The sequence below is a fragment of the Deltaproteobacteria bacterium genome (assembly GCA_016177765.1).
GTDB lineage: Bacteria > UBA10199 > UBA10199 > JACPAL01 > JACOUP01 > JACOUP01.
Genome location: JACOUP010000008.1, coordinates 669,106 through 683,024, shown reverse-complemented (window position 1 = coordinate 683,024; position 13,919 = coordinate 669,106). Strand labels below are relative to the sequence as shown.

Annotated in this window: 15 protein-coding genes; 8 read left to right on the top strand and 7 right to left on the bottom strand. The window is 50.8% G+C overall.

Annotated features, from left to right (window positions below; all coding sequences use genetic code 11):
* The first annotated feature begins 4 nt into the window (after positions 1 to 4).
* Positions 5 to 724: a hypothetical protein gene (locus HYS22_05705; GenBank protein MBI1909646.1), complete on the top strand. Its 720-nt coding sequence runs from the start codon at positions 5 to 7 to the stop codon at positions 722 to 724.
* A gap of 38 nt (positions 725 to 762) precedes the next feature.
* Positions 763 to 1,353 carry a hypothetical protein gene (locus tag HYS22_05700; protein ID MBI1909645.1) on the top strand — a complete coding sequence of 197 codons (591 nt, stop codon included), beginning with the start codon at positions 763 to 765 and terminating at the stop codon, positions 1,351 to 1,353.
* 206 nt (positions 1,354 to 1,559) lie between these two features.
* Here HYS22_05700 and HYS22_05695 read toward each other — a convergent pair whose 3' ends face one another.
* Together HYS22_05695 and HYS22_05690 are read right to left on the bottom strand one after the other, a co-directional pair.
* Positions 1,560 to 1,925 carry a hypothetical protein gene (locus HYS22_05695; protein MBI1909644.1) on the bottom strand — a complete coding sequence of 122 codons (366 nt, stop codon included), beginning with the start codon at positions 1,923 to 1,925 and terminating at the stop codon, positions 1,560 to 1,562.
* Positions 1,922 to 2,212 carry a hypothetical protein gene (locus HYS22_05690; GenBank protein MBI1909643.1) on the bottom strand — a complete coding sequence of 97 codons (291 nt, stop codon included), beginning with the start codon at positions 2,210 to 2,212 and terminating at the stop codon, positions 1,922 to 1,924. Before HYS22_05690 ends, HYS22_05695 begins: the two co-directional genes overlap by 4 nt.
* Positions 2,213 to 2,407: 195 nt before the next feature.
* Between HYS22_05690 and HYS22_05685 the strand changes: the two genes are divergently transcribed.
* From HYS22_05685 to HYS22_05670, 4 genes are read left to right on the top strand one after another with little or no spacing between them, the layout of a single operon-like run.
* Complete coding sequence (locus HYS22_05685) at positions 2,408 to 3,169, top strand: urate hydroxylase PuuD (protein ID MBI1909642.1); 762 nt, start codon at positions 2,408 to 2,410, stop codon at positions 3,167 to 3,169.
* Between the two features lie 43 nt (positions 3,170 to 3,212).
* Positions 3,213 to 4,205, top strand: a complete 993-nt coding sequence (locus HYS22_05680; protein ID MBI1909641.1) for an alpha/beta fold hydrolase — start codon at positions 3,213 to 3,215, stop codon at positions 4,203 to 4,205.
* A 9-nt stretch (positions 4,206 to 4,214) separates the two neighbouring features.
* Positions 4,215 to 5,267, top strand: coding sequence for an NAD-dependent epimerase/dehydratase family protein (locus HYS22_05675; protein ID MBI1909640.1), 1,053 nt, complete (start codon positions 4,215 to 4,217; stop codon positions 5,265 to 5,267).
* Between the two features lie 7 nt (positions 5,268 to 5,274).
* A complete protein-coding gene (locus HYS22_05670) occupies positions 5,275 to 5,811 on the top strand; it encodes a hypothetical protein (GenBank protein ID MBI1909639.1) in 537 nt (178 codons plus the stop codon).
* On the opposite strand, the gene HYS22_05665 is transcribed toward HYS22_05670, so the two are convergent.
* The gene (locus HYS22_05665; protein MBI1909638.1) at positions 5,759 to 9,454 is read right to left on the bottom strand and encodes a tetratricopeptide repeat protein; all 3,696 of its coding nucleotides are present in this window, start codon (positions 9,452 to 9,454) and stop codon (positions 5,759 to 5,761) included. The genes HYS22_05670 and HYS22_05665 overlap by 53 nt on opposite strands.
* Before the next feature lie 100 nt (positions 9,455 to 9,554).
* On the opposite strand from HYS22_05665, the gene HYS22_05660 reads away from it, so the two are divergent.
* Both HYS22_05660 and HYS22_05655 read left to right on the top strand, forming a co-directional pair.
* The gene (locus tag HYS22_05660) at positions 9,555 to 10,262 is read left to right on the top strand and encodes a hypothetical protein (protein MBI1909637.1); all 708 of its coding nucleotides are present in this window, start codon (positions 9,555 to 9,557) and stop codon (positions 10,260 to 10,262) included.
* 20 nt (positions 10,263 to 10,282) lie between these two features.
* On the top strand, positions 10,283 to 10,609 hold the full coding sequence (locus tag HYS22_05655) for a hypothetical protein (protein ID MBI1909636.1): 327 nt from the start codon (positions 10,283 to 10,285) through the stop codon (positions 10,607 to 10,609).
* A 22-nt stretch (positions 10,610 to 10,631) separates the two neighbouring features.
* On the opposite strand, the gene HYS22_05650 is transcribed toward HYS22_05655, so the two are convergent.
* From HYS22_05650 to ppcA, 4 genes are read right to left on the bottom strand one after another with little or no spacing between them, the layout of a single operon-like run.
* Positions 10,632 to 11,450: a transglutaminase family protein gene (locus HYS22_05650; GenBank protein ID MBI1909635.1), complete on the bottom strand. Its 819-nt coding sequence runs from the start codon at positions 11,448 to 11,450 to the stop codon at positions 10,632 to 10,634.
* Positions 11,447 to 11,893: an acyl-CoA thioesterase gene (locus HYS22_05645; GenBank protein ID MBI1909634.1), complete on the bottom strand. Its 447-nt coding sequence runs from the start codon at positions 11,891 to 11,893 to the stop codon at positions 11,447 to 11,449. Before HYS22_05645 ends, HYS22_05650 begins: the two co-directional genes overlap by 4 nt.
* A 3-nt stretch (positions 11,894 to 11,896) precedes the next feature.
* Positions 11,897 to 12,379, bottom strand: coding sequence for an 8-oxo-dGTP diphosphatase MutT (gene mutT, locus HYS22_05640; GenBank protein MBI1909633.1), 483 nt, complete (start codon positions 12,377 to 12,379; stop codon positions 11,897 to 11,899).
* Complete coding sequence (gene ppcA, locus HYS22_05635; protein ID MBI1909632.1) at positions 12,376 to 13,899, bottom strand: phosphoenolpyruvate carboxylase; 1,524 nt, start codon at positions 13,897 to 13,899, stop codon at positions 12,376 to 12,378. The genes mutT and ppcA overlap by 4 nt, the downstream gene beginning before the upstream one ends.
* Positions 13,900 to 13,919 lie beyond the last annotated feature (20 nt).

The following is a 13,919-nucleotide window of genomic DNA, read 5'->3' as shown; positions in this document are numbered from 1 at the left end:
AAGGATGCCCCTCGAGCCGATCACAACCCGGTTGGAAAAGGTGGTTGAGCTGACGCCCACCGTCCGGACCTTCCATCTCCACTGTCCGGAGGGGAAGTGGGTGTCCTTCAAGGGAGGGCAGTTCTGTTCCATCCATATCCCTCAACCGGGAAAAATCCTCCGCAAACCGTATTCGATCGCCTCAGCCCCCTATGAAACGGGAACCATTGATCTCTGCATTAAACGGGTCGAAGGGGGGGCCGCGACAAACTGGTTCTGGAGTTTAAAGAAAGGGGATAAGGTGGTGATCACCTTTCCTTACGGCGGGTTTGTGATAAAAGAGCCGGTCGATTATAATCCGATTTTCATCGCGACCGGGACTGGACTGGCCCCACTCCGGAGCATGATCCTGGAACTTTTCCATAAAAAATGTCAGAGAGAGATCACTCTTATTTTTGGCGTTCGTTACGAAAATGAAATTCTCTACGATGAGGAATGGCGGAAACTTTCAGCGTTTCACAAGAATTTTTGCTATATTCCTGTCGTTTCACGGCCCCAAAAACAGGGGCCGTCGGGGTGGGCCGGGGAGGTTGGTTATGTGCAAGATGTTTTGAAAAGGAGGGTCAGACCGGAAGGAAAACAGATCTACGTCTGTGGCCTTATCCCGATGATCACGGCTGTCGAAAAAGCAGCCGCAGAGATCGGCTTTGACAAAGGGCATGTCCATTTTGAGAAGTATGTTTAGACTGGAAACGCAACAGCAGTAGATAGAACAACCTAATTATGCTTGCCATCTCGTATGATGCTATCATCAGTAAACAGTCAAACGTACTGAGTAATTCATATAAACTGGTATATTTTCTTTCAGGACTTGATGCGACCGTTCTAGGTTTCCTATTTACCCAATCGCTCCTTGGACACCTTGCTGGAGTGAGTTCTCTGCTCGAGTTTGTATGGTGGGGCTTTGGCATCTGTTTCATGTTTAGTCTACTATATTTATGGAGAACAACGGTGATTGATGCCAAGCTTACTGAATTTTACAATTGGTATATTGAGGAAAATCTGAGATTTGAAAGACTCTTGTTCGATAACCAAAATAACCCTAGCCTCAGCGGAATGAGCACTGATCAAAAGGGAGACTATTTTTACAAAATAGATTCTCAATTGAAATATTTAGTTGATACAAAAACCAATATTGCTAAGGCTTTCAAAAAGAAGTCGAATGTAATACTGAACACAACACTCTATTGGGGATTGGTTGTTGTCACTGTTATGACGTATCTATCTTCGATATATTTTGGTGCAAAATTCATAACGTCCAAAACTGCCGCAGCTCAGTCAGCTTTGAACTCAGAAACAAGACCTTTAGAATAATTGGGGCATATAACTTCCTTTTTATCCTTAATTCCAGTTGAAATTCCCTTAAAATTTTCCCTCCCTTGACGGGAGGGAATGAAAGGGAGGGTGGTCCCGGAAGATTCTTTCACTCTATTTTTCTTATCACCCTCTCCCTCACCCTCCCCCATCAAGGGGGAGGGGAAAGAGGTGCGGAATTGAGGTTTATCATTCCCCAGCTACATTCACGCGGCCAGGTTAAATTTGACCGTGTCGTATTCGACAACTGGTCTTTTTACTGTCCGTCCAGAAACTTTGGACGTTTTGACGCTGAGGGCACCAGCTTTTTCAAAGAAGAGGATGATCTTATTCAAGTTCGAAACATCCATCCTTGTAATCTTTGCTAGTTCGTAAATCGATTTTGGTTTGAAGATAAGAATGTACTTCAGCACGTGCAAGTTTCTGGCAAAGCGATCAAAGTCGTTTTTGTTGTCAAAGCTGATTTCATAATGAGGTTGTTTAAAACTTCCCTTCTTTGCTTTACGAAACGCCTTTTTGAAATCATCCAAGACCTCATCAGCGGTTTTCAGTGATACGATGAGATGTTTCATATCTTCACCCCCATGTTTTCCAATACCAAAGCCTTGAAATCTTGAATCAATTTTTCCTCATCACTGTATTGATAAGGTATTTCTTGACCATTCAAATGAATATGAGGGCCTTTTGGGTGATGATTATCCATCAGGACCCTTTTGCCGCTACGTAAGTCGGTTAAAATAAGCCCGTACTTGACGCCATCCGGGTATTTTACCGAACGACCAACACTGTGAATCTCCATTTCAAGCACATACCGGCCGTGAAGTCTCGCTTTGTGCCAATAGACCAGGACGGCCTTCATATTGGTTGAATATACCTATATCAGAAATTGTTGTCGAGGTGTATTTTATCGAAAAAAACAGCGGTCGAGATCGGTTTTGCCAAGGAGCATGTTCATTTTGAGAGGTATGTCTGACAAAGTCAGTTTGTTTTTATTGACACGGTCGGGTTGATCTGGCAGATCAGAGGCCGGATCCTAACAAATGGGGGTGTTGCCATGGCAATGGATATCATCCAATCAATATTTCGGTGGTTTCACGTGGTGGCCGGTATTATCTGGATTGGTCATCTCTATTTCTTTAATTTCGTGAACGGCCCGTTCGCTGGGACGATGGATGGGGAGACCAAGAAAAAGGTAGTTCCGGAGCTAATGCCACGGGCCCTCTTTTGGTTCCGCTGGGGGGCCGCCTGGACCTGGGGCACCGGTGTTCTCCTTTTGATGGTCGTCTTCTACCATGGGGGGGCGTTGTTCAAGGATGCCGGTACCGGTTGGGGCCTTCCAGCCTTCGTCATGATAGCGGTGACTTTCCTTAGTCCGTTTATTTACGAAGCCCTCGTTAAAAGCCCGCTTGGCAAAAATATGAAGATGACAACAGTGGCGGCGGTTCTCTTGACCGGCGTTGTTCTCTACCTGATGGACTCCTGGGCCGGTTTTGGATTCCGAGGTTATACCATTCATGTCGGGTCGATGTTTGGAACAATTATGGCCTTCAACGTCTGGTTCCGGATCTGGCCGGCGCAGCAAAAGATTATTACTGCCGTGAAAAGCGGTCAGGCCCCGGATGCTGCCCTTGTTGCCATGGCTGGCCTTCGTTCCAAGCAGAACACCTATCTTTCCATCCCGCTCGTTTGGGCGATGCTCAACCAGCACACCACCTGGACCTCCGGCTGTTGGTTTTACCTGCTCGGGGTGATGCTTGTTGGCTGGTTCATCCTGACCCATCTCTACAAGAGGGCCGGCAAGGTCAAAGGGTTCTAGCAAAATTTGACAATCGCCTGATTGTCTGACAGAAAAGACCCGAATGTCTGTTCGGGATCTCCAGCCGGAAATCTATCACGTCAAGACATCCGATGATTGGAATCTGGCGTTGTATCGGTATCGCGGAAGGTCATCGAAAAAGTTCCCCATTTTGGCCATTCATGGCATCGGGACGAACCGGTACTCGCTCGATTTCGTGGAACCGCGTCTTTCCATTGCCAAGCAGCTACACGCGGTCGGCTATGATGTTTGGGTGATGGAACTCCGTGGCACCGGTGGGAGTGCCAAGCAGGGACCCCTGGCCTATTTTGCCAACTGGAACTTTGATGATTATGTTTTCAAAGACCTCCCCGCGGTTGTTTCTTTCATCCAGAAGGCGACTGGACAAAAGAGACTTCACTGGTTGGGGAACAGTCTGGGAGGAACCGTTGCCTATGCGGCGATAGAAACCTTGGGCAACGACGTTTGCCAAAGTTTGATCATTGTCGGTTCTTCCATGAGTGCCGAGGCTAAGCCTGGTTTTGTCAAACTGCTCCTTGCCTTTGATTGTGTTCTGAAACACCTGGTTGTGACGCTACCCAACAAGTTGTTTGCCAGGGCCGCCGCCCCCTTTTTGAAATATATCGTCCCTTTTGAAGATAATTTTTATTTCTGCCTGGATAATATTGAAAAAACGACGCTGGCCCTGGCCTGCCAGTATTGTGTGGAGAACTCCCCTCCGGCGCTGGTTCTGCAACTCCACGATTGGTACAAGCACAACCATTTCAGGAGTGTTGACCACCGGTTCAGTTATCGTGATCACCTGAAAAAAATAACCGCGCCAACGCTGATCCTTGCCGGCTCTACGGATGGCCTGACGCCAGTCCATGACTGCCGCTATGCCTATGACAAGATCCGCTCCAGGGACAAAAAATTTGTCACCTTTGGCAGGGATTACGGGTGCAAGGCGGAGTACTCTCATGCCGACCTTCTGCTGGGGCGGTATGCCCCGCAGGAAGTCTATCCCGTCATCCGTCAGTGGTTAGCTAAACATTAGGAGACGTTTATGAACCCACCCCTCTCGCTGGTTACCGGTGCCGCCGGTTTTATGGGGACCCACATGGTCGAGATTTTGAAGGAAGCGGGACATCAGGTCCGGGCGACCGATCTTCCGTTTCGCTCCGAACAGGATGACCCGAAAACCGGGCGCTATCCGAGTCTCTTTAAAAAGTGGGGGGTCGAATTTGTCCCTGCCGATATCACCAACAAGGAGTCCTTGCGGGCAGCGGTTCATGGGGTTGATTTTATCTTTCATATCGCCGCAGTCTTCAGTTATTCGGCACCGTGGGAACTCCTCTATCAGGTGAATGTTCAAGGGACAAAAAATCTCTGTGAACTGATTGTTGAAGAGGCCCCGGGCCTGAAAAGATTGGTGCTTTGGAGCGCCGCCGGCCTTTATGGCCTGCCGCCCCGGGATCAGTTGCCGATCAGTGAAAATTTTCCTCTTCAGGGGATGAACCCTTATCTCCAGTCCAAGAAGGAGCAAGAGGAGTTCGTCCGTCAATTTTGTGCGGCAAAGGGAATCTCTGTCTCCATGATCCGACCGGCGGCACCGATCGGCCCACGGGCGGTTTATGGCGGGGCCCAGCTGGTAACCCAGTTTGGCAAATCAAAGAAGGTCATGATCCCCGGAAATTTCACGAGCCTTGTTCCGATCGCCTCGGTTCGCGACATCTGCGGGATCGCTTTTTTTGTCTCCCAGAAGGAAGAAGCGAAAGGGGAGGTCTACAACACCGACAATTTTGCCCTCCCGACCATCGAGATGGCCCGGATGATTGCCGAGGCGGCGGGACATCGGTTGGTTAAAATCCCACCTGTCCCGGTCAGCCTTGTGCGGGGGATCGTTTCTGCTTTGGCTACTTTGAATGACTGGTGGATCAAAGGTTTTTCAAAAAAAGCCAGGAGGCTCTTCGAAAAAGATTCTGCCAAATATATCGGGCATGACGTCAGTTACAGTTGCGACAAGATCAAGGCCCTTGGCTACCGGTATCAGTATCAGGATCCTAAAAGGCTTGTCCAGGATACAGTAAGGTGGTACAAGGAGAATAACCTCATCTAATAAGGGGGTGGTTCCAACATTTATCATTGACTGGCCGTTCCTCATTTTTCTTGGTCTTCTTTACGGGTTTGCCCTGAAAAATCCGGAGGGGAGGCCGCTATTTCGCACCCGCGCCTTCGTCGCAGGGACACTGGTTCTCTTTCTCTTCATCGTTGTCGTCTTTTGGAGTTACCGGATCGCCCCCGACTGGATGTGGATGTATTTTGTGGAGGCGATGAACGTCCCAGGCTGGATTGTCGGGCTCATCCTGTTCGGTTATTATCTCACCTTTCTGTTGGGATTTCTTCTCAAGTTTGAATTGGCAAAACTGGGCAAGGGATTTCCAGGAGGTGCCCTCGTCTTGAGTGTTGCCGCCTCCGGAATGATCATCCTGCCGGTCAAAGATCGTTATCTGAATGTGACGACGACCTATGGTTGGCGGGCCGGGATCCTGGGAAAACCGCTTCCCGAATCGGATGTCGCCTCAGCCATGAACATGGCCGTTGCCGGTCTCATCGTGATCGGCCTCCTCCTCTTCCTCTGGGCCCGGCGGGAGAAGACCTGATTTTCATTATTTTGTAAAAAAATCCGGGACTCACCTTCAGGAGGGCGATTGCCCTGTAAGGCCTTTGTCGGGCATGGGCCAAGGCCGCCTTAAAAATTTCGGGCAGGTACTCCCTCAGTTTTTTTCCTGATTGATAATGAAAGGTTTCACGATAGAAAGGATGGTTTTCATCCATCAAACCCTTCTGCCGGATCACTCTATAGAGTGTTGCGATACCGATCCCCAGAATTTTAGCGGTTGGTTGTGGCCTGAAATGACTAGCCTGATAGGCCTTGGCGAGGATCAGAGTTTTGTAATCATCCCAACACTTCGTGGGATCGTAGGCGGTTTTATCTTCGATTTTTCCTTTCAGCGGGAGAGAAGGAGAGAGGGGGATAGAAAGTTCCAAGACCTGTCCCGCTTTTATAGAGAAATCCGGATTGAGTGTCAGTGTGCCGGCAATCTTGCCGTTTATTTTTACCGGAATAATCCTTTTTGAGGAATGACCCCCAATTTTTTGAAGGAGTTCTTCAAATTTTTGTTGTTGTCGTTCTTCTTGGATTGATTCTTGGACCTCGGCGAGTAGTGCTTTAGCCTCTTTTTTCTTTCCCTGTTCCAAAAGAAGTTCTACCTTGGCCTGCAAGATCCAGAAGACCTGGCCTTTCATCCCTTCAGCATGGCGGACCATGACAAGTGCTTCGTCGAGAGAGGCCCGGGCCTTGTCAAAGTTGCCGGTTTGACGCTCAATATCGGCCTGTTCGAGGAGTCCCCGCGCCAGCGAATTCCAGTCAAAGGCTGATTTCAGCCGCAATTTCTTGAAGAAAAAGAGGGCCGGTTTCAAGGAACCCAATGCCTTTTGAAAATCTTTTCGCTTGTTTTCAATGATCGCGAGGTTGATAGAGATGGAAGAGGCGCTCCTCAGATCCCCCATTTTTTCAGACAGTTCCAGACCCCGCTGGTAATGCTGGGCGCTGTTATCCTCGTCGTGGATCATGTTGTAGACATTTCCCAGACCATTGTAGGTCCTGAACAGGAGTTCCCAGTTCTCTGTCTTTTGGGTAAGGGGGATCACCTTTTTGTAGTGGTCGATCGTTTCCCCGTATTCTTGAAGCACAAAGCAGGCCTCGGCGATATTATAATGATTTCGGGCCATGAGCAATTCATCCTGGATGGAGGTGTAATAGTCCAGGTCTTCGCGAAAGATCCGCAAGGCCTCATTGGTTTTCCCTTCGGTGAGGGTGACCAGCCCAAGATCGTTGTTCGTGACCCTGGCCTTTTCCGCGGTGGACAATTGCTGATGCCAGCTCTTTCTCGACTCCAGAAAAACGGATTCCGCCTCCTTCAGTTTTCCCTCCTGGAAGAGAATGGCCCCTTCAAAGTTGGCACAGATCAACCGGTGGACGTGGTCTTCCTTGAATTCTTGGAGTAATTTTCTCGTCTTGGAGAAAAATTCCTTGGCCTTTTTGTTGTAACCGGTCTTGAAATAGGTCCCGCCGATCCTCAGGAGGTTGTCAAGACGCCGGTTGCTGGTTGAATTCTCCCGGGTAAAAATGGCCTCGGCCTCTTCGAGTGTCTGAAGGGCCTTCGGGTACTCTTGATGGATCAGATAGGCTTCTCCCAACTTCATCAGAAATTCAGGCCGTCTTGGGTCTTTTGGCGTCAGTCGTTGCAGTCCCCAACCGAAAGCCTGAGTGGCCTGGTGACCGCGTCCCCTTTCCAGATAAAAATTCCCCAGCCGGATCGTTTCCAGGATCGCCTTTTCAGGATCCCGGACATGGGCCTTGTGAAAGGCCGTTTCCTCCGGGGAGACCTCACCTCCTTGCGATTCGAGAAAACCAGCAATTTTTTCATGCCAGGCACCCGACTCCTCTTGGGAAAGCTGTTTGTAAATCACCTCCCCCATCAGGAGGTTGGTCCATTCATAAACAATCTCCCGCTTTGAGAGGGTCCCTCCCTGAACCAGCCTGGAGAGGGGAAGAACGACATCCTCGGTTTCTGCCACGCCGGCGATTTCAAGGAGTGACACCGGACGCCTAAAAACGGAGATCACCTGAAGAAGTATTTGGCTTTCAGGGGGTTCGGTACGGTAACGGGCGAACAAGAGCTCTTCGAGATTTTCGGGAAGATCGATTTTGGAAAAGTCAACACCGACATCCTCGAACATTGTCTCCTTCCACCGCCCACCGGCATCAAAAAGCGCCCCTTGGCGGATCAGCGATTTGAGAACTTCAGTCACGAAGAGAGGTGTGCCACCCGTTCTTTTATAAAGACCGCTCCGTAACAGGGGAGGTGGGTTATCCAGGCCGGTGAGGGAAACAATGTAGTCGCTGAACTCCTCTTTGGTGAACGGTTGCAAGGGGATCACTTTTTCAACAAATCCCTCCAACGAATCGTGCAGGAAGGGGTTTCCGGCCTCAACACCCACCAGGACAAGGGTTCCTGAAACCGCTTCTCCGGCATGGTAAGAAAGCCGGGAGAGACTTGCTTTCAAAGAAGTGAGCCACTCCTCCTGATTTTGCAAAAGCTCGGCGTCATCCAGAATAAAGAGCCGTGGCGCAGTGTTTTTTTCAGAAACCAGTGACAGTTGTGCCAGCCAGTCGGGGATCTGTTCTTTTTCACGGCAGGAAGCGGCCTGAACGGTCACCTGCTGAAGTTGTGCATGGTATTTCATCTCTTTGAGGAGACGGCTCTTGCCGCAGCCCCTCTCAGCCGAGATCAGGATTATTTGAGAACGAGACGGCTGTTTTTTATAAATTTCCTCGAAGATTTCTTTGAGAGTCTGGAGTTCACTTTCACGACCGATGAAGCGCCCTTCTTCAGGGATATAGGAAAGGAGGGTTTCAGCCGTTTCCAGGGGGAATTTTTTTGGGGAGAGATGGTTGATCTCCCGGATGACCTCGGTGGCATGCGGGAAACGGTTGGCCGGGTTCTTTTCCAGGAGGCGCATGAGGATTGGATCTAAAAATCGGGGAAGGTGTTTGTTGATCTTTGAGGGAAGAGGAGGGGTCAACATCTGTTGGCGTTGAAGGGTTTCTTCAACCCCGCTGGCACGAAAAGGGTTTTGACGGGTGAGGCAGTAGTAGAAAAGGACACCCAGGGAGTAGAGATCGGCTCTTCCGTCAGGCCGTTCCCTGTTGATAATCTCGGGGGCCATGTAGCTGGGAGTCCCGATTCTCTTATCGGGAGGCCTCATCGAGGCGAGACCGAAGTCGATCATCTTCAAACTTTGGTCTGATCCGACGAGGAGATTGGCCGCCTTCAGGTCAAAATGATGGATGCCATAACTGTGAAGATAGGCCAGCGCCCTCAGGGCCTGGATGATCCATTCCAGGATCTGTTCGAACAGCCTCCCTTCTGTAGCAGCAAAGAGGTCCTTTCCTTCGATAAATTCACTGGTGAAATAATACCGCTTCAGTTTTTCATCATACCCAAAGTCAAGGATTCGGGTGATATGGGGGTGGTTGAGATTCTTGAGGACGGTGAACTCGTTTTTGAAATCGGCCAACATCTCCTTTTCCCTTTGGGGGTCAAGCGGACTTTTGAGGAGTTTCAAGGCACAGGGACCACTCTCCCCCTGAACGAGATAGACCTCGCTAAAACTCCCTCCCCCTAACTTTTTAAGGACAGGATAGCGACCGATCGGTTCATGGGGAATAATATCCATATAAGATATAATATATATTTATATGATAAATTATATATTATTTTGATATTAAAAGACAAACAATTTCCTTAAGGGGGGATCAAAGGGGTATACTACCTCTATGTCTTTCTGGCGGTTGAAGGCTGGTTTATTTCTAGTCCTTCTTTGTTTTGCCTCTTGTAATCAGGGAACCACCCCCGGTGGAGGGCCTGCCGACGACGTTTCCGGTGAAGTCTCAGGGGGGACGAGCAGTGGTACTGCCGCCGATGCCCCTCCGGTCTCCCTGCCGGCCCCTGTCTTGGGGCGGATGGTCCTCTCGCCACCCGATGAAAACGGGATCGTTACGATGACGGGGGAGGCCGGTGCGGTCCCCGCCTCTTCGATGGTCCTCCTGATCAACGAGGGGTCCGGTGGAAGCGGCTTTTTGCAACAATTCCTGGTTCGTGAGGCGTATGCCCGGGAGCGGCGGGATCCGGATAAAAAGGTTGTGAATCCGACCAAGGATGATTCATCCGGGGCTGTTGGCAACAGGGAGGGAGCAAGAGAGGAGGAGAGCGGTTCGGTTTCCAAGATAGAGATGGCCGGCGAGAAGGTCTCCGTCCTTGAAAAAGAGGTTTGCAACGCCTTCCGTCGTTCCTGTACGGAGGCTGATCCGGAAGGGCAGTTTGTCGGCAGGATCGCGGCCAGCATCGATGACACCATTGCGGTGGTTATCATTCACAAGGAAGAGGGGAATGAACTGACGAGCCGTTCCCGCAAGAAGGTCCCAAAGGATACCGGCGCCGTTGAGGGAGAGGCCCAGGTTATGCCGGGGGCCACCAAGAGTTAAAATACTATACTTCTCAAAATATGGCGGTTTGTCTTTATTGTCAGATCAAGGCTGGTTTTTTAAAGAAAATCTGTCCCGATTGTCTGAAACTGGCCCAAGCCTTTCGACAACTCGAGGCCTCCGGTTCTTTTGGCTATAACGACCTGCTCGATACGCTCCTGAATACCGGCGTTTCAACGGAGAAAATCGACCGGTTTTTGGAGGCGGATATTGATGGAACAGGGTCTGCCAGAAACAAGGTGACCGCCCGGATGACCAATGAGGTGATGGGGTCGCTCGGGATCCCCTCCCGGATGGAGGCGGCCGACGTCAAAAAAGTTCGTGAGACGATGGAAGAAAAGAAGTAGGGGCAGACCCCCGTGTCTGCCCTTAATGGACCGAAGGAACCTTGGCGGAGAGTTCTCTCATATATTGTTCAATAATCTCCCGGTCAACGGCCCCCGGTTCGCAGACAAGGTAATTCTTGAAATCCTCAATCGCCTGTTGGTAACAGCCGATCTGTGTATAGAGAATACCCCGCTCTTTAATTTCCTGGCTTGCCTTGGGATTAAGACTGACAATATGACTGATCATCCGGAGCGCCTTTTCAAAATCTTTCCTGGTCGTATAAATAGCCTTGAGGTTAGTCAGCATTCGGGTCAGAACCTCCTTCTTCGTGGCCGCCCGGAAAAGTTTTTTGTCAAAACGCAGTTTTTCACCAAACATCCGGCGGAGCTGTTCCGAACAATCCTTCTCAGACAAGATTCTGCCCTGATGGAAGGGGTCGAGGACAATCTCCTCCCCCTCGTTTGAATATTTTACCAGGAAGTGTCCCGGAAAGGCGACGCCCTGGAGCGGGATTCCGGCCCGCCGCCCTGTTTCGATATAGATGACTGAGAGGGTTATCGGAATTCCCGTCCGGTGATCGAGGACATCGTTCAAAAAGCTGTTGGTGGGGCTGTAGTAATCCTCTACGTTGCCATGAAATCCCTCTTCCTTGAAAAGGTAGTTGTTGAGTCCTTCAATGATCTGCCGGCCGCCAACCACCTGACCTACCCGTAGGCGAGCCCTTTCCCCCATTTCATCGAGCTTCGTCAGGTAAGAAGAGACATCGAGATCCGGGTACTGTTCCTTGGCGACGAGCAGGGCCGCCTCGGCCAGTTCGATCTCTTCTTCAGGCAAATGGGCAATATCCGAGAAACGTTTCAATGGATTCCTTGGGTGAACCACCCTTCCAGTTTTTCGATCTTCCGCCGGAGATGGGGAGGGATTGGAAAGCTTCGCTTTTTTTTGTAATTATACATCACTTGAACCGATCGGCCAAGGGCTACCGGACGGCGGCTCTTTTTTTCCAGAACCTCGTATTCCATAACAAAACTTTTGGTCTTTATCTCGCTGATGCAAGTCTTGATAACGAGCGTTTCATCAATGGAGGCCGGAGACCGGAAGGTGCAGGAGACCTCGGCGACGATAAAGGCAAAGGGGCTGGAGGCGTTCATCTTTCGGAGATCGAGTGCCTTCAGTTTTTTATAGTACTGCATCCGGGCATACTCGAAAAAGGTGAAAAACCGGGCGTTGTTGCAGTGGTTCATCGGGTCGCAGTCGGAGAAATAAACGGTGACCTCGGCTTTGACGGGAAATTTTTTCTTCATGATCTAACCTCCAGTCCCCTCGGATGGGTCCTGTCTCGGGTTCCGCCCAGCCGTGCTCACCCGTTCCGCTCGGCCGGGCGCCCGACCCTCGCCACCCATCCTTATAATCAATTCCTCGATAACCTGCCGGTCCGCCGCCGGGAATTCATATTTGGCAAACTCTTCGGGTCGGATCCAGGTCGGGTCGGCACATTCAATCGGCTGGGGGTCTCCGGAGACGAGGCGACAGAGGACAAAGTGGAGAAAGACTTTGACATCCGGGTATTCATACCGGACCGCCTTGAGATAGCGGACCGGTTCAATAACAACGCCGATCTCTTCCTGGCACTCACGAACGGCACACTCTTCGACCGTTTCTCCATTTTCTCTTTTGCCGCCCGGAAATTCCCAACAATGCCCCAGGTGAGACTCCTTAAGCCGTTTTGTGATCAGAAATTTGCCGTCCTGTTCTATCACCGCGGCGACCGCTTCAATCTCTTTTGTCATCCGAGGCTCCTTCGGACCCGGGCGGCGCGGAGGATCTCTTCGGCTAACAACCGTGGGTCTCTTTCGGCCCGCCAGAGGTGATAAATATTCGAAGTCATGTTTCTGTGGGTATACTGATCGGTTGTCTTTGGTTCCATCCGGGTCCCCAAGTAAGACTCCAGGAAAGAGACATCTTTTTTTATGAATTGCCAGGCCGGGTCTTTACGGCTCAAAAATTCAAGATTTTCCCGGTTCAGGTAACCACCGACTTCTTGCAATTCTTGAGGAAGCGATGGAAAAAGCCTGTCCAAGAGCGGGCCATGCCGTTCCTTAAGGGCCTTCTTCAACCCTCGTCCGGTCCCGATAAGAGAAGGGGGGATACCGAGGGAGGCGAGAGTGGCGGTAAAGGTAATCGCCCGCGGGAGAGACTTTTTTGACCGGCCGATTTTGCGGGAGTAACCAAAATGGCCGGTATGGAGAATCCTCTCCCGATGTTGGGGGATGAATGGGGAGAGTTGATTGATGGTTCCAGCCAGATTTTCGATCACCGGCTGGTATTCAGCGGCAAAAAGTTGGGCGATCTGAACCATTCTTTGCAAAATTTTGGGGTCGACAATCACCGCCCTTCGCCGCGGCAGTTTTTCCTTGAGGGTCCGGATCGCCCTTTTTACCTTGTCCAACGGGTAATCGTACCGGAAGGCGGATTGAATGGTGACGGTGCGGACACCGGCATACAGCTCCATGAAACTCTCCAGGTTATCCGGGTTCAACCCGCCGCGGAACGGGAGGGAACCGACGCCGATAATCGGGAAGACACGAACCCCGCTCTTTTCCTCGAACCGGTAATATTCCGACAACGCCCCCTTCGCGCCGAGGAGGGCCGGGATATAGCCGGAGTCGAGCGCCGGGTCCGAGCGGGCGATAAAGGGACGGATGGTGGAAATTTTTTGTCGGTACAGTTTTTGAATTTTTTTGAGGTAAGTCGCCAAAATTTCGCCCGATTGAAGGAGGGTCACGCTCCCTTCGATGAGCGGGATCACTTCAAGAAACGGTTTTTTCGTTGCGGGGGCTCCAAAGACCATCCGTTCGTACTGAAAGGCATGGTGGTACCGTTCATGGATCGCGATCAACTGGTCCGGTGAGGTGGTCATCGGCAGGATGACCTCGAAAATGGGGGGGCAGTGGACTTTATAGTCACGGGCGGTATGGGCGGCGGTCAGGATCCCCATGTAGGAACGGGCCAGGCGGTGATGGGCCTTTTCCTTCCAGATGTTCGGGATCCGAAAGGTCAGGAACTTGTCTCTTCCCAACTGGTTTTTTCGGAAATAGGGGAGGTAGTGATTCAAAAGACGGTCCACGACCGCTTCATCGACAAACTTTCCCTCCCAGTCCCACATATATTCGTCGATGCCCAAGTCGGCAAAACAGCGGTACGCCTCTTCCACCTCTTCTCCCGTTGAAATAAAAGGGGAGGTTCCCCAATAGGGGGCCTGGGCGTTATCCGGATGCTGGGTTGCCATCGTCGCGGGGATCTTGCGCATGGGGGGGATTGTATCGCCAA